Here is a 20,157-nt window from a genome sequence, read left to right as displayed (position 1 = left end):
CCTCCGATTCCCAGCTCACCTCTTCTACAAAAAATGCAAAAAAGCACACCCCTCGGCCCTGGCCCAAGAGTGTGCTTCACATCTTACGATTCTCCTCCATATTCAATTGATTCCAGCTATACCTGGACATATGGTATCTTAGCCGCTTCCTGCGGTATGCGGAGATCAATGAACTTCGATTGCTCTCCATCTTCAGGGTTGCTGTACCAGATGCTCTCATGTTGATCCTCAATGTCGGCTGTGCCGATCACGGTCAGATCCATGCCATTAGCATACTTCATCCGTTCAATGATGGCCAGCGTATCATCCTGCGATCCCTCGTCCAGTATTGTAACCCTTAATGATTGTGCTCTTAAACAACTGTACCAAAGTAACGCCCGCAAATACCACTCCATCTGCTTCTCATGATTATGGGCCACCAGAATATAGTGAACCTGTTTGCAAAGATTCGGCTTATCCCTTAATTGCCTGTTATGAAGAAGGTGCACAATTAATCCAGCAACACCATAGCTTAACAGGACCCAAACCATGTAAGGAACCATGCGACTCAACCTCCTTATGCGACAATATATGCCGCGGAAAGAAAGTCGGTTACTGGGCCTTCATTTGGCCCCTAATGGTAGTGTAAAACGGGACTTTGACTTTGGTTTGTTGCGTTAGAATCATGCTGCCTAGCTATATGTACAGGCCAAACTGCATTACCAACCATCCTTAACGACCTCACATTTCAATAAAAAGAAAATATTGGAAGTTAAAAGCGCTAGTTCTCCCTGCTGGCGTCTGTATCCGCTATAGCAAAGTTCCTCATTTTATAAAGTTACCCAACCGAACTTGATGGCATTAATAACCGCCTGCGTCCGATCATCCACATCCATTTTCTGCAAAATACTGCTGACATGGTTCTTAACCGTCTTCTCACTAATAAATAAGTGTTCGCCGATCATCTTATTGCTGCGGCCTTCCGCCATCAGACGAAGCACTTCCGCCTCGCGTCTTGTCAGTGGATTATCATCCCCGGCTACGAATTTAACCCCAGCCTCGCGAATAGCACTATCCTCAGCAATAGCACCAGTCTCGCTTAAATATTCCATCCGGCGCAGCTGCTGAATCAATTTGCCCGTTACCTTCGGATGAATAAAAGCGTTCCCCTCAGCTACTGTGCGAATCGCATTTACGAGCGACTCTGCCTCCATATCTTTGAGCAAATAGCCTGTTGCCCCTTTGCGAAGCGTCTCAAACACATAACTCTCATCATCATGTATAGATAGAATAATGACCTTTATCTCTGGGAGAGCATCGCGAAGCTCGGCTGTTGCATCCACCCCATTCAACTGGGGCATGTTAATGTCCATCAAGACGATTTCAGGAAAAAATTGCTGACAGCACTCCAAGACCTGGGATCCGTCGCCGCATTCGCCAACGACCTCAATATCTTCCTCCATGTTTAAGATCCGTTTAAGGCCTTCACGAAAAAGTTGATGATCATCAGCCAAGAGAACTTTGATTGTCTGTTTAGTGTTAGAACTTAGATTATCCATCCTGTAACTCCTTCCTCTTCTCTGCGTTTGTCGGGATATGGATGACGATTTTGGTACCCAAATTCGCCGTTGATTCTATTTCCATTCTTCCTTCCAGCAATTCTACTCTTTCCCGCATGCCAATTAATCCAAAATGGGTATGCTCTTTGTTCTTTTGCTCCAGTTGATCCACCTTGAATCCCAGTCCGTTATCCTGCACCATAATTTTAACCATCTGGGCCTGATACGTAATTTCTACGACGACATACGTTGGAAAGGCGTGTTTTGCCGCATTAGTGAGCGCTTCCTGGACCAATCTGAAGACCGCGGCCTCCATCGCAGAGGTCAAACGGAATTCCTTGCCTCTTGTCTCAAAGGTCGTCCGAATTTTGGTCTTTTCTTCATAGTCATGCACATATTTGCGCAAGGTCGGAATGAGCCCCAGATCATCCAGAGCCATCGGCCTAAGATTGAAGATGACTTTTCGCATTTCTTCCAAACTGGAGCGCACTTGTCCCTTCAAATCTATTATTTCGTCCTGAACCATCTTAAATTCCTGCCTAGCTAGCATTCTTTCTACAATTTCCGTCCTAAGTACTAGATTTGCAAGTAACTGGGCGGGTCCATCATGAATTTCCCGGGAGATTCTTTTCCGCTCTTCTTCCTGTGCGAGAATGATTTTCAAGCCGATGATTTGGCGGTTTTTGGCGGACTCTAGTATGCGTGTAACTTGTCCGAGCTCCCCTGACAAGTATTCTAACACAACTCCCATTTGCGTGCCGATTGTCTCCGCCCGTTCAACGGATTTATCCACATTGCGAGCCCTCTTCTGCAATTCATCACGTCTGGCCTTCAGATACATTTCCTTTTCACGGTAAATAAGCAGGTCGAGCTGCAGCTGTGTTGCTCTCTCGTAGGCCTGCTTGATGTCCTCTTCTTTATAGCGCACGAAATCCCGGCTGACTTCTGTCAGCCGGACGCGGGAACGTCTGTAATTCACTTCAAGCTGGTCGACTTTCTCCACGGTCTCCGCGGTTTCCTTCATGACCTGCTGAAGCTCATTATTCAGCGTCTTCAGCTCATTTCGTGCCGAATCCAATATTTCCAACATTTGCAGTTTGCTGTTTTCCATAACGCCTATGGCGTTCTTAATTACGCGATCTATAGCATCGGCTTGAAAATCCAATTACACCTTCTCCATTTCCTTGTATCCATATATGCCATAGTTTATCATATCATGATTCAAGGGTGATGGATTTGGTTTTCTTTTCCCATTTTACATCAATACCAAGTGCTTCCGACACCAATCTTAATGGGACTAAAGCCCTTCCATCGACGATAATTGGCGAAACCGCTGATTGTTTTCGTGCTCCGTTCAGCGTAAATTCTTTTTTGCCTACCGTTAATTCAAGTACTGTGCTGCCAGACATCACGGTGATTTTCTTAGCCGTACTATTCCATTCTGACTGTCCACCAAAAGAATCAAGCACATACTTGATCGGTACGTAGGTCGTATCATCCTTTAGTAGCGGAGCTACATCAATTGTTTGCTTTTTGTCATTGACGGTCAAGGATTTCTGACCAACTGTCATGACTACTTTGGCGCTTTGCACGCCCGTGTCTCCATCCATAACAGGTGATGTGAATTTAATATTATCAAAAGATACGCTTCCCATTAATGCCCGCTCATCCTGTCCTTCTTCCAGATTCACGAGATACAGACGCTTTAGCTTTGCGGAAGGCTTCAAGCCTGCAGCGGTCAGATCGACGGTCAACGTCTTCCAGCCCGAGAAATTAAGCGGCTTGGCCAAATCCACATACACGGCCTTTCCATCCGGATTTGCAAATTCAGCACGCAGCCAATTGAGGCTAGAATCCCCCAGCACATCTATCGACATAGCTGTAGAGCCGTCTGGGATGCTCTGGCCTGCTGTTCCATTAAATTCCGCATAAGCAAACTTATTGCCTACGCCGTTCGAAAAGTCATAATCGAGTTGAAGCACTTTAGAGCTTTGGCGATCTCCCGTGCCCTGCACAATGGAGGCCAATCCTGTTGTTTCCACAGGCAGCCCTTTAAAAGAAATCGGGTACGCCGCATTCTCAAAGTTCTCCCAGATCTGCTCCACCGAAGTCGACAAAACGATTGGAGTGGAACTGAATCCGTCATATTTTGCCGTAGCATAGGCCACCTTCGCACCCGGGTTCACCGATTGCACGGTTAAAACACCGTCGGACACTGAAGCCTTCATCCCTTTGAATTCCCAAGTCAGGGATTCAGCTGGCACCTCTACTGTACGACCCTCCTTAAGCTTGGCCGTCATAGGGACGGATACGCTCGTCCCCGCTTCAAGCGGAGCGTAAGTCGTCGTTGAAGACAGGCTGTCCAGATCTTTGCCGCCCAACACGGTAACCGACATACTTGCCTTAGCCTCGCCGCTAACCGCCGTAATTTGGGATGTCCCTGCCTTCACGCCCTTGAAGTCTGCCCCCGTCCAGCTTACATTCCCGTTATCCGCCTTCCAGGCAGCTTGAATGCCTGATGTGTCTACCGGGTTATAGTAATTATCATAACCTTTAAGTGAATAAGTTACCGTCTGTCCAATGAGAATGGAGGATTCGCCGCTAACCTTAAGTCCCTTAAGCGTGCCTTGAGGAGCGGTCGTATACACACCAAGACCATTGGCCACCGCGCGCTGCGAGCCGTCCCCGTTCGATGTTCTAAAGGTCAGGGTAGCTTCATTCTCTGCCAACGGCCGGTCAACCATTGTCGTAGAGCCGCCGCCATCCAGGTTTAGCCCCCTCCACACGCCAATCGCCGTCATGAACTTCTGCAGTTCAGCCAAAGTCATGCCAGAGCTGTTGCTGTTCTTTTCAGCGGCAATCAGATAGGCATACTTTCCATCCTTGGAATAGCCCACAGCCGTACGGGCCACTGCACTACTGCCGCTAATGCTGGTAATAGAGCGGGTAAATGTAGAGGGCTTCCCCTGATCCACAAGCAGTGTATGTCCGCCGATCAACATTTTCAATTCAGCAGGATCCAGCTCCTGCCCGCTAGCAACGGAACGCAGCCGATAGCTTGTATCCAATCGCTGACCTACGTACATATTAGCCGCAATAAAATCAGCAGCTGCGCCATGCGCTCGCAATATGTACCCATCCGAAGGCACTTGAGCGGGTATCGCCGCTTGGATCGATATTTGCTGAATCACATCACCTTGGACGAGTACCTCTGTAGGCGTTGTTGAGCTATCCTTAGGCCGATCCTCAGACTTCCAGGCACTTGTATATATATACATCTTATTTGCATGGCTGTAGGACTTGTCAGGCTCCGTAATATACGCTTCCTGATTTATGCCGGACAGCGGAAAGACCAGCCCACTATCTGTCATAACGCTGCCCTGGAACTCAAAGCGATCGATAAGCGGTGTGCCGTCATTGCGGACAGCAAAGGCGTACATCCCCGTAAGCTGCGACGGACTCGTTACAAGCGTTCCCTGGGATACTGTACCACCAAGCGCAACGCCCTGCCCCGTCATCGAGAAGAAATCACCGTTAATGCCTGCAACCGCCCCGGTCTCCCTAGCCATCCCCTGGACAGACTGACGGGTAGTCACTTGTCCTTCTTTTCCGGTCATGACATCTAGATGAACGTAGGGATTAGTTAAATCTACTTGAATGACATCAGCAAGAACCTTTACCGACTTGCCGGATCTAGTTGTCGTATATTGATATTTTAATAGCTTGGCGCCAGACGTAATATATTCTTCACTCAACTTGACTGCCTGCTCCGAAGCCGCATGAGCCGATGAAACAGGTCCAAACCATCCTGTTCCAACATGCCAGACAGGCTGAATCCATATCAAACCGGCCAGCGTAACAATAGCAAGCTTCTTTCCGCTTCGTACCGCGACCCGTACCAATTTTGCGTCTTTGCGAACTACCATTTATTTCATTACTCTCCCATCTGTATGCTTTATGCAGAAATTAGATCCCTATTCTTCCATTCCAAGAATCTAGTACATAAATAATAGACTACTTTTAGACGGAAAAGTTACGCAAAATCACAAGATTGATGAAACGAAAAGAAATTAGGGTGATCTAGAGGTCTAAAGGGGGAGTCAGTCGTGGGATAATGGTGAAATTGAGTTAGTGGAAAGGGGATTGTAGATTAATGGTAGAGTTATTAGCAGAGTTTAGTGGAGAAATGGCAAAATTGATGGTGAAGATGGCGATTGACGGTAATTGATGGTGATTCACGGATGGATTAATGAGTTTCGCATCATCATGTTGAATCAATGACTTATGGTATGGGCATACTTACCCAGATCGAAGATACATGGATTTAATGCACCTATTTAAAGCAAATAACCTCGAGAATAAAATTAATTGGATTTATGGTAATTAAATCTGCCAAGAGAGTAACTTTCAAATTTTTAAGCCATTTTAAATACCCTATATCCAGCTAATTTCAGCTTAATATGAAATTCGGTTGATTTAATAGCTCAAAATCCATTTAAATTAAAAGCTACCACGCCTATTGTCACTCTTCCCCACTCCACTCCTTTCCCCTCCTCTTCCCTACTCCTCCCCCTCTTCTTCCCGGCAAAGTATAATCTGCTACTACCTATACCACTGGCTAAATATAGCATTTATTTGTATAATAATGTTATTCATGACGAAGAACGTCCTGTCCAGCTTTTATGGGTAGGACGTTTTTTTGTGTTTTACTATATTTTGATATCCATTAAAATCTATCGGGAGGCAGGTATACCATGGAATTCGAAAAAGCTCACAAGCAATTTATTTCCAGTCACATTCTGCGTCGCAAGGGAGAACGTAGGTCACGTCTTGAGAGGGGGCATGGTCACGGCGAGACACTCTTCCTGAAAAATATCTGGTGGCCCCTGTTCGGAAACTTTGATCATCTTCATCCCGAATTTGAAATTCCCGACTGGCGCAGACGCTCCTATTTCAGTGATTTTGCCTTCTTACCAGGGCATTTAAGATTCATACTTGAAATTAAAGGCTATGGGCCGCATGTCACCGAGATGGATCGGACAAAATACAGCAATGAATTGAATCGCGAGCTTTACTTGCAAACACTTGGCTACCGAGTAATATCCCTAGCATACGATGACGTTGCCAACAGGCCCGAAATATGCCGCAATTTGTTGCAGTTACTTTTCAACCGTTACTTGACACAACAACATTCCCTTAAGCCGGGCGATTTAGAAGAAGCAGCAGTTATTCGCTTATGCTTAAGTTCTATGCAGCCTGTACGCCCCAAACAAGTAGCAACGCATCTTTGTATGGATCATCGCACGGCCATTCGGATTTTACATTCACTAACTCAGAAAGGCTGGCTTCGCCCCATTTACTCCGGGGCTGGATTGCGCGTACATCAGTATGAACTTATTAGAAACGCTTGGGACTTAGTATACTAACTCGCTATGGTTTCGTAAGACTTATAATCTACCAACCCTTATGAAAGCTTCGGTTGAATCCAACTTGGCTTACTTCCTAATCGAAATATTAAATTTAGATGGATTTCTCGTATCTATTTTTAGCCCTATTCCACGATTAGAAAAAACAACTGGATTTCGTGTATCTACATCTTGTTTTTTGACTTACTTCCCCTTTTGGCTCATATTAACTACAAGAAATCCAGCTAATCGTACACTCAGCAACTAAGCGCAACTTTTACGTACTGCTAATCCAGTTATTGCGCGAATCATCCTCTCACATGCGACGCCGTACAATAGTTCGCGTTGCAAATATGTATTCTAGACAGACACTAACTTAGTTGCTTACAAAGAGGTATGTAACTCGGCTGACTACAGTGGTGCAAGCCGTACAGAACAGCGTTTACCGTTTACAGCAGCTTACAGGTAAAAGGTACACAGAGCCATGCAGAGCGGTTGACTACAGCAGCTTGCAGGTACAAGGCACATAGAGCACGCGGAGAGGCCATGACTACAGTGGGCTTACAATCGGCTGACTACAGCACTACAGGAAGGCTTACTACGCGATGCAGGAAGGCTGAATAACTGAAGTGCGAGACTAGTTAAAAATCTGGGTTTGCGGATCAGGCCATAAGGTAGGGCCGGCGATCCTGGGCGGCAAATCCTGTCGTTAAGAAGATGCGTTGCTGGGAATATTTAAACGCCAAGTGCATCTTTCTTGCCGTTGGCAACATCCCTACTCGTGAAGGTTACTTGACGATAGAACAATCATAACCAGGCTGACAACCACAAAAACGTCCTGCCATCTTAAAAATGGAAGAACGTTTTGCATGCCTAACCAATTCAATTTCATCATAATTATTAAGGGATAGAGGAACGATAGAGGAATATGAACTCTTAAACTGCTGTTACATAATAAAGCCTTTTTCAAGCGCATCCACCGAACGCTCTACTACGTAAAGCTGAATTCGAGCTAGTTCCCTAGCAGTCTCCTGCTGCGTCAAAATGAATGCTGATTTGTCATAATCATGGCGGGATATTAAACCGTTGTCGAATCGTTTCATCATGTGTACATTATCTTGCTTAGCATTCTCATAATCAGTCAAGGCATTTTCGTAAGCCTTGTAGGCCATTTCCGCATTACTGTACAGCTCATCGATTTTTTTGTTAAGTTCGATGCGTGCCTTCTCAGCCTGTTGATCTGCGATACGCACGTTCATCTCTAGCAAATCTTCTTGATCATCATTAGTAGCATTAGTATGACTCTCTTGATGCTTTGCCAGAATGATCGAGTTCCACTGCCGCTTCATCTCAAATGATTTCGCCAATATGCGCTCCCTCTCCAAACGAAGGATGGGCTGCGGGGTATAATCCGGCAGGTCTGCCAGTACAATATTCGGATCATAAGCAATGCCAAGGTCAAAGCAAAACTGGACTAATGCCAACTCATACTTGTTTTTTAACCCTTCCATCTGCCGCTCCTGCTTCTGAACTTCCCTTTGCGCCTCGGTCACCTTGGCTGCAGAAATCATCCCCATCTCCTGCAACAGTTCGGCTCGCCGCATATCTGCTTTTAGTATCTCTAAGTACTCCTCGGCCACAGCCCGTTGTTTGTTTAACGAGAGCAGTTCCGCATACTGCGAAGTCACTTGCAATTCAATTCCTATGCGAGCTTCCTCTAACTCAAGAACCGTGTTCGCCTGTTCCATTTCTATCTGTTTCAAGGCAAGAATCAACTGATCGCGTTGTCCCTGCAATTGCTTATTCATGGCATCGGCGATATTTCCAACACCATTCAATAACTGATTAACAACGATGTTAGTTTCTAGCGTTGGATATAAGGATGGCAGCATCTCCTCCGGAATCTCACCATATTTCTCCTGAATCTCCTCGATGGATTCCGGTAATGTATATGAACTGCCGGCTCCTCCGCTAGCTTGATCAAGTTCTTTTTTCTGTTCTTTAAGACTGCCTTCATTTAATTTTAAAGCCGTCAATTTAAAAGTTAATAATTTATAATTCAGTGAATGATCCAACGATAACTTCAGCACCGTATCCAGGTCTAGGCGTTTAATTGGCACCAAGGTACCTGAATCAATAAAGGAATCCCTTAACACCTCTTTGAGAGTCGCTTCTTTCCCGGTACGAATCGTGTTGTCTTCATCCGCTTGTGCGGCATAGACTGCTACCGGCCCTGCTGATAAAAGGTTCAAACATAGCAGTGACGATATCATTGCCGATAGACATTTTTTCATAAAAATTTACCTCTCTCTCCCGAATCAGACTAGTCATATCGTCCCCATAATATCATCTGAAAATTTAGAAATCAACTTTCTCGGCTTTGCTTGACAAGCGCGCCACGACTGGGTTACTTTAAAGTTAAAAATTTTACTAGAAGATAAATTTTCATGAGGAGAGGAACTAAATGAAGGGACGATGGTCGGCTATATTTTTAGCCATATCAATGATGATGACAACTGCCGCATGCAGCTCAGCTAATAACCAGAGTGCTTCGGAAGAAGAAGCTGTTGCTGTACAGGTAATCACTATTAAAAAAGAACCTTTAAATGCGGAGTACAATTTCTCCGGAACGCTAAAACCAGAAGTGGAAGCGAGCATTGCTTTTCAAGTCAATGGAGAGATTAAACAAACGCTGGTAGAGGCCGGGGATCGAGTCAAATCAGGAGATGTATTGGCCATCGTTGATGATGAGAATGCCCAATTGCAGCTGAAGCAAGCACAAAACGGCGTAGCTCAGGCCACTGGCCAGCTCAGCGCAGCCAAAGCAGGAGTTCAAGCCGCAGAAGCGCAAGCAAAGGCGGCAAAGGCACAGCTGGATACAGCCGAGGCCAACTTTACTGCCGTGGAGAAAGGAGCCTCCGCCCAGAAGCTCGCTCAGACGCAGAATGCGGTCGCAATGGCTCAGAGTGCCTATGATAAATTCCTGGCTGATGAAGAGCGTTATTCGAATCTTTATTCTGCAGGCCTGATCTCACTGGATGATTACGAGAAGTTTCAACTGCAATTTAAGGATGCTGAAACTTCACTGGAGAACGCCAAGCAAGTGCTGTCGGAGTTGACTGAAGGGGCTACTCCAGAGCAGCGCAAGTCGGCACAAGCTGGAGTTGAACAGGCCCAAGCTGGCCAAAGTGCAGCTGAGGCAGCTGTAACCCAAGCCAAAGCCGCCCAAATGCAAGCGCAAGCGGCGTACGATCAAGCAACAGTTCAGTTGGAGCAAGTCCAATTAGCTTTAAGCAAAACAAAACTAACCGCGCCACTAGATGGTGTTATTTTAAGTAAAAGAGCAATCGTCGGCCAAATGGCCCCCGCTGGAGCAGAAGCCTTTGTCATCGGCACTGTCGACACGCTGATGGTTCCGATTGCCGTTCCAAGTGAGCAAGCATCCGATTGGAAACCTGGACAAGAGGTCGCATTGGAGCAGAACGGCACTACACGCCAAGGCACTGTTGTTAGAGTCTCTCCTGCAACCAATCAAGGAACGGGAACATTAACCGTGGAAGTGAGCGTCCCCAATCCGAAGCAGGATTGGATTCCAGGACAAGTCGTTCGCGTCGGCTTATCATCCACCGGGCAGGAGGGAATCTTTGTTCCAGCCGGAGCAGTGATTAGTAATGGACAGGAGCCCTATGTCTTCAAACACGTTAACGGTAAAGCCGTTAAAACAGTAATAGAATTGGGGAATCGCATAAGTGAAGATAATCGCTTAAGCATTGCCTCTGGGCTTCATGAAGGCGATGCCGTTGTCAGCGTCGGGGCAGATCGATTATTTGACGGAGATTCGATCACGATCGTGGAGGGCTATGCAGAATGATCGAATATTCCATCAAAAAAAGAAAAATCACGATATTATTATTCATCATATTTATTCTATTCGGTATCTTTAGCGCCACTACTCTTCCCCGTCAGGATATGCCCGACGTCGTTTTGAAGCAAGCGATGGTCACGACTATTTTCCCGGGAGCAACGCCGGAACGGGTGGAACAATCGGTCACCAAGATTCTGGAACAGACCATCAAGCAGGTTGAAACCATTGAAACCATTGAATCGACCAGCTCAAGTGGCGTTTCCTCCATCATGGTATATGCTTATCCAGAAGCAGACGCGGCTGCAACATGGGATCAATTACGGAAAAAGGTGGAGGATGCCACCGCCGATTTGCCAAGTGGCGCCATGAAGCCTATTGTGAATGACGACCTTTTCTCCTCCTTCATAGGCTCCTATGTCATCTATGCTGATCACCCGGATAATCTGTATGCACTCAGTGATCTCATGATCGAATGGCGGGATAAGATACGCCAGGTAAGCGGTGTCGCTGATGTAAATATCGAAGGAATCCCCGAGAAGGAAGTCAGTATTAAGGTCGACCTGCAAAAATTAGAGCAGTATGGTATCGTTTGGGAACAGGTCGTACAGGCTGTAACTAATATGAACAACCGTACGCCACTTGGCTCGATGGATTATGATTCGCGCAGCTATGAATTAGTCGTTTCCGAAATCAAAGAGGCCGAAGAGCTGAATGAGGTGCTCATTAGCAGAACTCAGAGCGGATTTCCGGTGTACTTAAAAGACGTCGGCCAGGTTCAGCTAGAGGAGAAAAAACCAACCTATCTTGCATATTACAACGGGAAACCCGCCATCTCGATCAATGTTTCCGCACAGACGGGGTCGGATGTTCCGAATATGGATCAACTGATTTCAGACAAACTAGACGAGCTAAAAGGAAGCTTGCCAAGCAATACACACTTTGCTTCTGCCTTCGGTCAGAAGGAAGTCGTCAGCAAAATGTTTAGCGAACTGCTGCAGGAGATGCTTATTGCTATCGCTTCTGTCATCTTGGTCTGTACATTAGGCCTCAACCTAATGACCTCATTAGTCGTGGCGGCTGCCATACCGATTTCTATTGCTATGGGAATGATCGTGATGCCTTTCACGGGAATTACCATCAATGAAATTTCTATCGTAGGTTTAATAATTGTTCTGGGGATATTGGTCGACGATGCCGTTGTTGTCAACGATAACATCGAACGCAGATTAAGCGTGCTGGGAGAAAGCCCGGAAGTCGCCTCCATCAAAGGAGCGAAAGAAGTAGCCGTATCCATCCTGACTGCAACCCTAGCGACAATTTTTGCTTTTGCACCATTGCTATTTTTAACTGGGGATATCGGTTCCTTCATTAAGCCTCTCCCCATTGTTATTTCTTGCTCCATGTTTGCTTCCATGATTATGTCGCTAACCATCATACCGATTTTCCGGGAGTGGCATGAGAAGCGTCGCAGGCAGCGAGCAGCAGTCAAAAACAGTTCTGTAGGTGAAGCTGCCAACGACGATCAGAGGGCCCCTTCTGCTAAGGAGCCTAAACCTGCTGGCCTGCTGGGCAAACAAATCCAGATGTTAACCAAATGGTACGCTGGTACTTTAATTCCTAAAGTACTTAAAAAACCTAAATTGTATGCAAGCATAGGCCTCCTTATCGGAACAGCCTCGTTCAGTCTAGCTTTGGTTACACCAATCGATTTGTTCCCGGAATCTGAGGATCCTCATGTTAGCATCAATGTAGAGATGCCTGTAGGTACGTCCTTCCAGGAGACTCATCGTATGGTGAATCAAATCACCGAATGGGTAGAAAAACAGCCTGAGACCGAGTTTGTCAGCGTGGGAGTTGGCGGCAAAGCACCGCAAATATACTCCGACATTACAAACGTCCTTGCCCCTTCGACTTCTGTCGGGCAAATTTCTGTGATCGGAAAGCCGGATCTATTTAAATTAGATACGACTGTCTCTACTTGGGAAGCCGAGCTGAAGCGACAGTTTCCTGGCGCAACAATCTCGACCCACGTACCCCGGCTTGGTATTCCAGTTGGTTCCGCGGTATCCGTCCGGATTGCTGGCGAAGAATTGGATACACTCCAGGAATTGTCGCAGCAGCTAAAAGAGAAAATTTCCAGATTAGAAGGCGCGACGGGAATCAAGGATAATTTCGGGAATCAGAGTTATACACTAGAGTTTGAAGTGAACAACCAAGCCATGGACGAATATATGATCGATTACAGCACGCTAACGCAAACGCTGCGACTGATGGGCGATGGACTGGATATCGGCGATTTTGATACGGGCAAGCAAATTGTCGATATTAATTTTCAAGCTTCTAATCAAGGAGCAAGTCCTAATGAATTGTTCCAGCAAATTTTTATTACCAACAAACTAGGGATTCAAGTTCCTTTAGCACAGCTAGCTGAAATGAAGGCGTCTTTCACAACGCAAAAAATTCAGCACTATAACCTTGAACGCATGATCACAGTGGAAGCTAATGCGGTTGGAAAGACAGCATCGGAGCTTAACGCCGAGGTACGCGCTATTCTGGATGATATGAGTATTCCAGAAGGATACTCGATTGAATTTGGCGGCGAAACCTCAGACCAAGCGGATATATTCGGAGATTTGGCTATGCTGTTCGTCGTTGTTATTTTCTTAATATTCATTATGATTACGGTTCAGTTCTACTCTCTATCGGCACCAATTATTATTATGACCACGGTATATCTGGCTGCCGCGGGTGGAATCATTGGGATCTTTGTCTCTGGATCTTCCATTGGTTTCATGAGTATAATGGGTATTATCTCATTAGCGGGTATTGTCGTACGTAACGGAATTGTCTTCCTTGAATTTATCGAAGATGCGAGACGGGAAGGTATCGGCTTGTACGAAGCGGTCATTTCAGCAGCAAGCGCTCGTTTTCGTCCTATCGTTCTCACTTCATTCACGGCAATGATCGGAATGCTGCCATTGGCCGTGGCAGGAAGCATACTGTTCAGGCCTATGGCTTACACGATTATTTTCGGATTAATGTTCTCAACAGTTCTAACGCTGGTCGTAGTGCCTTCCATATACACGGTCGTTGCGATTTGGAAAGAAAACAGGCATAAACGCAAACGTACTCCAGATCAGTCGGATCAATCTATCTCTACAGCTACAGATACCGTCTCTATGTAATTAGCGACCTCGCTTGCAACTTGCGAGCGAGGTCTTCGCTACTTAACTATAATGAAAGGAACCCTTAAATGAATAAGGATAAGAAGGAAATCATTTTACAGAATGCTCTGCGGCTTTTCGGCGAAAAAGGGGTTGCGCTAACTACGGTCGACGAAATTGCCAAAAAAAGCGGGATGACTAAGCCTACCTTTTATAAATATTATGACAGCAAGGAGACGTTGCTGTTAGAAAGCATCTCCAATTTGAGCGAGTCATTGGATAGAGAGGTTAGCAAACTGTATCGCAACTTAGAGCTCTCACCCGGCGAACGTATCATTGAACTCATGACAACCTATTTGAAAGTTGTCCTGAATCATAACTTCCAAATACTCATGTTCAACATGCCTACACTAAAAAATTCAGGCGATGAGAAAATTAGAAAAGCATGGACGAATTTAGAAGAGAAATTCTATCTTTGGTTTGAAGATTGTATAACTGATGCGTATGGAAAAGAGATTGAGAAACATGCAATGGACATCATCTTTATCGCCGGCAGCATTTTGTTGGAATATTTCCAGCTTATCGGTTCTGATCTCCCCGATCAACAATGCCGCAGCCTTGCCGTATATGTTGGGCGGATTATCCATGTTCTGGTAGAGGGCTTTAAAACTCCTAACATGCACAATGTCTCTCTGTTCGACTCTTGCTTGGTAGGGGGAATAAGGAAGAGTAATGACAAAACCGCGATAAGAAAAGCTCGCCGCCTGCATGAAGTGTTCGAAGAATTAGAGTTCACGATTAGAAAGGACGAACAGCTAACAGACGCAGAGAAGGCGAACTATAGTGAAGCCCTAAAAAAAATAAGGGAAGAGTCGCTTGAATCGTCCCATATTAATGTTGTAATGGAAGCTTTGATGCTGTATTTGGAAAAGTCTGAGCCACTGAGGGATGCCTGTACTGAACTTCGCGAATTATTAAAGTAATCCACCCACAGTTATGGATCATAAGTTTTGTTTCGTGATAGGTTATTTCATCAAAAGAAGGGGTGTCCAGCAGTCAGTTTCACTGACTTCCGGACACCCCCTTTCTTGCTTTATGCGATTTTATGAACTAACTAAATATAATTCAATTTCTCCAATACCCGCTTCAGCATTACAGCCGCCTGAGCGCGAGTAGCATTGCCTTGAGGCTGGAATGTATCTAAGCTAACCCCTTGGATAATACCTTCCTTCACTGCTTTAGCTACGTTGTCCTTGGATTGAATCTTGGCGCTATCCTTGAATCGGCCCAGCAATTGCGACGAGGTTAAGCCATTCAAATTAATATCCTGTCCCGCATAAGCCATGGCGCGCACCATCATTAGTGACATTTGCTCACGAGTAATGTAGCTGTTCGGTTTAAACGTGCCATCCATATTCCCAGCGATGATGCCTGCTTTTGCAGCTGCCCCGATATAAGCTCCCGTGGTACCCGACGGAACATCCGGGAAGCGACGGGCGCTTGCCTCATCTCCTTCAAGTCCTAATCCCTTAGCGATGAATACGGCAAACTCAGCTCGGGTAATGTTGCTGTTTGGTTGGAACTGATTACCTTGACGGCTATCGATGATGAGCCTGCTTGCCAGGCTATTTATATTCGCGCTAGCCCAATGATTTCTCGTATCGCTAAAGTAACTGTAACCAAGAGCAGGGCCTACTATGATATTCCCAGTTGTTTTACCATTAAAGATGCTATAATTGCCTCTCTTCGTCACCTTCGCAGGAACGTAAGAAGAGGTACGAGATGCCAAGTCATATTTGACAAGAGATATCTGGGTCTCTGCAATTGAATTGGCTGCCCCCTGATTCACTGCTCGAAAGTGCACATGACCGGAGTGGCTTACATCGACTGTATTTTGGGTAGAGGTTCCGTTATATGCAGTCACATATACTTGTACCGGATCTCCACTTGGTGTAATTGTAACACCATTGCTGTAGTTCTGAGTTGGCAGCTGAACTTGGGGAATCGGCTCCATTTGAATTGTAATATATGCAGAATTCAAATTATTCACGAGTAAAGAACGCGAGATCTCCGGAAACGCAATCTTCTCGATCGGAAGCTCATACATCACATTCTGATGGCGTACAGCTATCGAGCCTGTTTTACCAAGACCATACATATTTACGACTGCCCCTAACGGCCATGAGACCGCTGCTGCTTTTTCTGTGCTTGGAACATCGAACACGATTTTCCGATTCAAAGCATTACTATTGATCAGAAATTGAAAAGCCTCCTGTAATTTCGCCTCATCTATGACGTATCTTCTAATATTCTGCTGTTTGTTCTGGGATAAGCTCTCTTGAATTTGCGCAGCATTCAAATTAAGCAAATAGCCGCCCATATCAAAATCTGCTGTTGGAAACACGCTTAAAGATGAAGGCAAGCTCACATTGCCAGTTCCAGCCCCTGTACTTCCGCCCGTAAGATTTTGAATGGATAAACGGCTGAAAGCTTGCAATGCCTTCCCAGCATTATCATAAAGCGGAGCTGAGCCTGGCTTATAGGACAGCTCAACCACTTGCCCAGCATATACTGACGAACCCAGCTTTATAGTAATCGTATCCCCGCTGACCGCCGCAGATTGCACCAGCCGATTGACCTGATCCACGTTTACGCTAAATTGTGAGGCCGACACAGAACTTCCCGATCTTAAAAATGAATTATAGGTAACTGTTATCGTGTCCCCGCGAATCACTGCTGAACGAATGCCATCAGCCACCATATTATAATTCACAGGTTCTAAGTTAATATACCCTGCGAGGTTGCCATTTAAATCAGCAATCCCTCCAGAAGCAGAGACATAAGATAAAGTGACATTCTGCTCCTTGGAGAATGACGAGGCCAATGTTAGAATAACCTGATTCGTCTGCACTTCAATACCCGTAACATACACGGGCGAATTATTGACTAACACCGAATACTGGCTTTTCATCGGAATGCTAGTACTTCTTAATGCCTCATTGTAGGTAATTACGATTTTAGAGCCAGAGCCTTCGATTTTTGTGAATTCTGGAGCCTTCGAATCATTATAGTTTCGAACGAAATAGTCGCTGAATGGTGCGATATTTTGACCACGATGATCCTGCAACGGATAAGATCCTGGCGTATAGGATACTTTCACCACGTCACCATTGGATACAGAACTGCTTAAGTAAAGGTAAACATACGAACCGCTCCTGCTAATTCTATTAATGCTTTTAGTTTGTCCATCGGCAGTTACTCTAAACTGCTGATAGGCATTGCTGGATACATCCTTCAAGCTCTCGCTAAAGCGTAGTGTTAACGTGCTGCCTGAAATATATCCATCTTGCGGCTTTGGCATAACGGAATCGATGCTATTGGTAACCTCCCGGCTGGAAAAACTTGCAGCCACATTGCCAGCCCGATCTTGAATTGGACGTGAACCACCAGCAGTGTAACTAATGCGGACATTTTGCCCCACGGCCACTCCAGTGTCCAAGTAAACATATACACTCGAACCTGAGGCAGTTACACTGCTTATACGACGATCCTCTCCATTTACGCTAACCTTGAAGTTTGAAGTGGACAGACTATAATAGGATTCCAAAGTTTCATTATACAGAAGCCGGATTGACGTATTCGAGTACATCGTTGCGCTCTGAAGGACAGGTGCGGTCTTGTCCACACTTCCGGTCTGGAACGTCCATCTATTGGTGCCTGAAAGACCAGCGTAATAAACAGAAGAGTTCTGGGCATCATAGATGGCATTCCTTGGAATTTCAATGTAATAGCTGATTCCGGATTCCAATGAACTGTTTGGAGAGATCGTTACTTGATTTCCACTAGAAGTCACTGTAATCGGAACCGTTGCATGATTGGATGACTTCTTGAGTGTGATCCCCGCATTAGTAATGGAGCGATTCAAGCTCACATTGCGATTAAACGTAATAACTGGCTTTACATTAACACTTGCAGTACTGTTGCCATTCGTTGGCCTAAAGGTCGTAGCATTCAAGGCAGCAGAAGCTGGTGCATTCACAGTAGTAAACGACCAGCGAATTTCCGATGATTTACTACCATTATTTTCGCCAACAATAAAGGCATTTGCGGGAATTGTAATCGTGTAATTGCTCCCGTATTGCAAATTGGCGGGTGGAGTCAAGATCATAGAATTCGTGTAAGTTGACTGAGTTACTGTTACATCCATTTTCTCCGTATAACCAGAATTGTTTCTGGAAATCGAATAAGTTTGTAATCCATTTGTTCTTACCTTATGATGACCAAACTTGATTTCTAATTTCGTATTTACCGGCACACCCGTACCTGTTGGACTGTAGGTTGAAGGGGTGCTACCTGCTGCGGACAGTAAAACATTGCCCAGCAATAAATTCCCTGTATTCAGTGACTTTGTTGAAGCCACGGCAACTGCCCCACCTGTGCCAGAAGGGTATTTACTAACAGCACCCGCTGTCGCCCCCAATAACATGTTCAACATTAAAACTGCAACAATCAGAAACGAAACCTTCCTTTGCATTTCACGTTCTCCTTTCCTTCCGACCATAATTCGTATATAACACCATGCGTGCATGGTAGCGAAATACACACCTATGTATAATAACGGCAAAATGACCCCTCAAGTTTAGAACAAGGGGCAAATTCGCCGACTATTTTCAACATTTCATTGCTGCAAGAATTCAAAAAACGGATACCTATGCGAGTCGCATTGGATATCCGTCTTCATTCAAAGGTATGAACTATATATAAATTTACGTCTAAATACCCGCTTGTGCTTTCAGAGCCTCTACCTTGTCTAGGCGCTCCCATGGCAGGTCAAGATCTGTACGGCCAAAATGTCCATAAGCCGCTGTCTGACGGTAAATCGGACGGCGCAGATCCAGCATACGAATAATCCCTGCAGGACGAAGGTCAAAGTTCTCACGGATCAATTCAACGAGCTTCTCTTCTGCAATTTTTCCCGTTCCATAAGTATCTACGTTGATGGAGACAGGAGTCGCTACGCCGATCGCATAAGCGAGCTGAATTTCCAGCTTGTCAGCCAGACCAGCAGCTACAAGGTTTTTCGCTACATAACGTGCCGCGTAAGCTGCAGAGCGATCCACTTTCGTTGGATCCTTACCTGAGAATGCACCGCCGCCATGACGAGCATAACCACCATAAGTATCTACAATAATCTTGCGTCCGGTAAGACCGGCATCCCCTTGCGGCCCACCGATAACAAAACGACCTGTAGGGTTAATGAAATATTTGGTCTGCTCGTCCAGTAAATCTGCTGGAACGACTGGCAGAATAACATGTTCCTTAATATCCTTCTGAATTTGCTCCAGCGTAATTTCCTCAGCATGCTGTGTCGACACAACAATAGTATCCACACGAACTACTTTGTCATCTTCATATTCAATAGTCACTTGAGTTTTGCCGTCAGGACGCAAATAATTCAGCGTGCCATTCTTACGCACTTCAGCCAAGCGACGAGCAATCCGATGGGAAAGTGCTATCGGCAGGGGCATGAACTCAGGAGTTTCATTGGTTGCAAAACCGAACATTAACCCTTGGTCACCTGCTCCGATATTTTCCGTTTCCTTATCCATTTGAGCCGGATCGCGGTGTTCAAGAGCTGCGTTCACACCTTGAGCGATGTCGGCTGATTGCTCGTTCAATGATGTCAATACAGCGCATGTATTGGAATCGAAACCGTATTTCGCACGGGTGTAACCAATTTCTCTAATCGTCTTCCGTACAAGCGCGGGAATATCCACATATTCCGATTTTGTACTAATCTCGCCAATAACAAGTACAAGTCCGGTAGCTACGGACACTTCGCACGCCACGCGCGCATAAGGATCTTCCTTTAAAAAAGCGTCAAGCACCGCATCGGAGATCTGGTCACAAATCTTATCCGGATGACCCTCGGTAACGGATTCAGAAGTAAATAAATGGCGTCCTTTGATGGACATTTCAATCAACCTCCCCATGTGGATAGTGTGGCATCTGCCTAGGTATCCAATCCTAGAAATATTGTACAATGCGCTTCATAGTTTGAATGGGCTACCCTGCAACATTGTGAGGATTCCCAAAAATAAGCTAGTAGCAAAAAATGAACCTTTTCCATAGCGGAAAAGGTTGATTTGACAATCCTTAAAAGTCATATTAACGCATTTGCCAGG

At 45.5% G+C, this 20,157-nt stretch carries 11 protein-coding genes; 4 read left to right on the top strand and 7 right to left on the bottom strand.

Features of this window, described 5'->3' with window-relative positions; all coding sequences use genetic code 11:
- Positions 1-116: 116 nt before the first annotated feature.
- From EIM92_RS06550 to EIM92_RS06535, 4 genes are all read right to left on the bottom strand, one after another.
- Positions 117-542: a hypothetical protein gene (locus tag EIM92_RS06550; protein ID WP_125081998.1), complete on the bottom strand. Its 426-nt coding sequence runs from the start codon at positions 540-542 to the stop codon at positions 117-119.
- 267 nt (positions 543-809) lie between these two features.
- On the bottom strand, positions 810-1,538 hold the full coding sequence (locus tag EIM92_RS06545; RefSeq protein ID WP_125081997.1) for a response regulator: 729 nt from the start codon (positions 1,536-1,538) through the stop codon (positions 810-812).
- Positions 1,531-2,703 carry a sensor histidine kinase gene (locus tag EIM92_RS06540; protein ID WP_110931039.1) on the bottom strand — a complete coding sequence of 391 codons (1,173 nt, stop codon included), beginning with the start codon at positions 2,701-2,703 and terminating at the stop codon, positions 1,531-1,533. Before EIM92_RS06540 ends, EIM92_RS06545 begins: the two co-directional genes overlap by 8 nt.
- A 49-nt stretch (positions 2,704-2,752) precedes the next feature.
- Positions 2,753-5,464 (bottom strand): stalk domain-containing protein, encoded by a 2,712-nt coding sequence (locus tag EIM92_RS06535; protein WP_125081996.1) that lies wholly within the window; start codon positions 5,462-5,464, stop codon positions 2,753-2,755.
- 828 nt (positions 5,465-6,292) lie between these two features.
- On the opposite strand from EIM92_RS06535, the gene EIM92_RS06530 reads away from it, so the two are divergent.
- Positions 6,293-6,964 carry a hypothetical protein gene (locus EIM92_RS06530; RefSeq protein ID WP_164515043.1) on the top strand — a complete coding sequence of 224 codons (672 nt, stop codon included), beginning with the start codon at positions 6,293-6,295 and terminating at the stop codon, positions 6,962-6,964.
- A gap of 926 nt (positions 6,965-7,890) precedes the next feature.
- Here the strand turns inward: EIM92_RS06530 and EIM92_RS06525 are convergent.
- The gene (locus EIM92_RS06525) at positions 7,891-9,237 is read right to left on the bottom strand and encodes a TolC family protein (protein WP_125081995.1); all 1,347 of its coding nucleotides are present in this window, start codon (positions 9,235-9,237) and stop codon (positions 7,891-7,893) included.
- 170 nt (positions 9,238-9,407) lie between these two features.
- Here EIM92_RS06525 and EIM92_RS06520 point away from each other — a divergent pair, with 170 nt between their 5' ends.
- The 3 genes from EIM92_RS06520 to EIM92_RS06510 all read left to right on the top strand — a co-directional run bounded on the left by EIM92_RS06520 (position 9,408) and on the right by EIM92_RS06510 (position 14,955).
- Complete coding sequence (locus EIM92_RS06520) at positions 9,408-10,814, top strand: efflux RND transporter periplasmic adaptor subunit (protein ID WP_125081994.1); 1,407 nt, start codon at positions 9,408-9,410, stop codon at positions 10,812-10,814.
- Positions 10,811-13,993 (top strand): efflux RND transporter permease subunit, encoded by a 3,183-nt coding sequence (locus tag EIM92_RS06515; RefSeq protein ID WP_125081993.1) that lies wholly within the window; start codon positions 10,811-10,813, stop codon positions 13,991-13,993. The genes EIM92_RS06520 and EIM92_RS06515 overlap by 4 nt, the downstream gene beginning before the upstream one ends.
- A gap of 68 nt (positions 13,994-14,061) precedes the next feature.
- On the top strand, positions 14,062-14,955 hold the full coding sequence (locus EIM92_RS06510; RefSeq protein WP_125081992.1) for a TetR/AcrR family transcriptional regulator: 894 nt from the start codon (positions 14,062-14,064) through the stop codon (positions 14,953-14,955).
- 131 nt (positions 14,956-15,086) lie between these two features.
- Here the strand turns inward: EIM92_RS06510 and EIM92_RS06505 are convergent, their stop codons facing one another.
- Entirely contained in the window at positions 15,087-18,506 is a 3,420-nt protein-coding gene (locus EIM92_RS06505; RefSeq protein WP_164515042.1) for a SwmB domain-containing protein, read from the bottom strand.
- Between the two features lie 238 nt (positions 18,507-18,744).
- Entirely contained in the window at positions 18,745-19,947 is a 1,203-nt protein-coding gene (metK, locus tag EIM92_RS06500; protein WP_125081990.1) for a methionine adenosyltransferase, read from the bottom strand.
- Positions 19,948-20,157 lie beyond the last annotated feature (210 nt).

It is taken from the genome of Paenibacillus lentus, from assembly GCF_003931855.1.
GTDB lineage: Bacteria > Bacillota > Bacilli > Paenibacillales > Paenibacillaceae > Fontibacillus > Fontibacillus lentus.
This window is presented reverse-complemented; position numbering and strand designations above follow the sequence as displayed.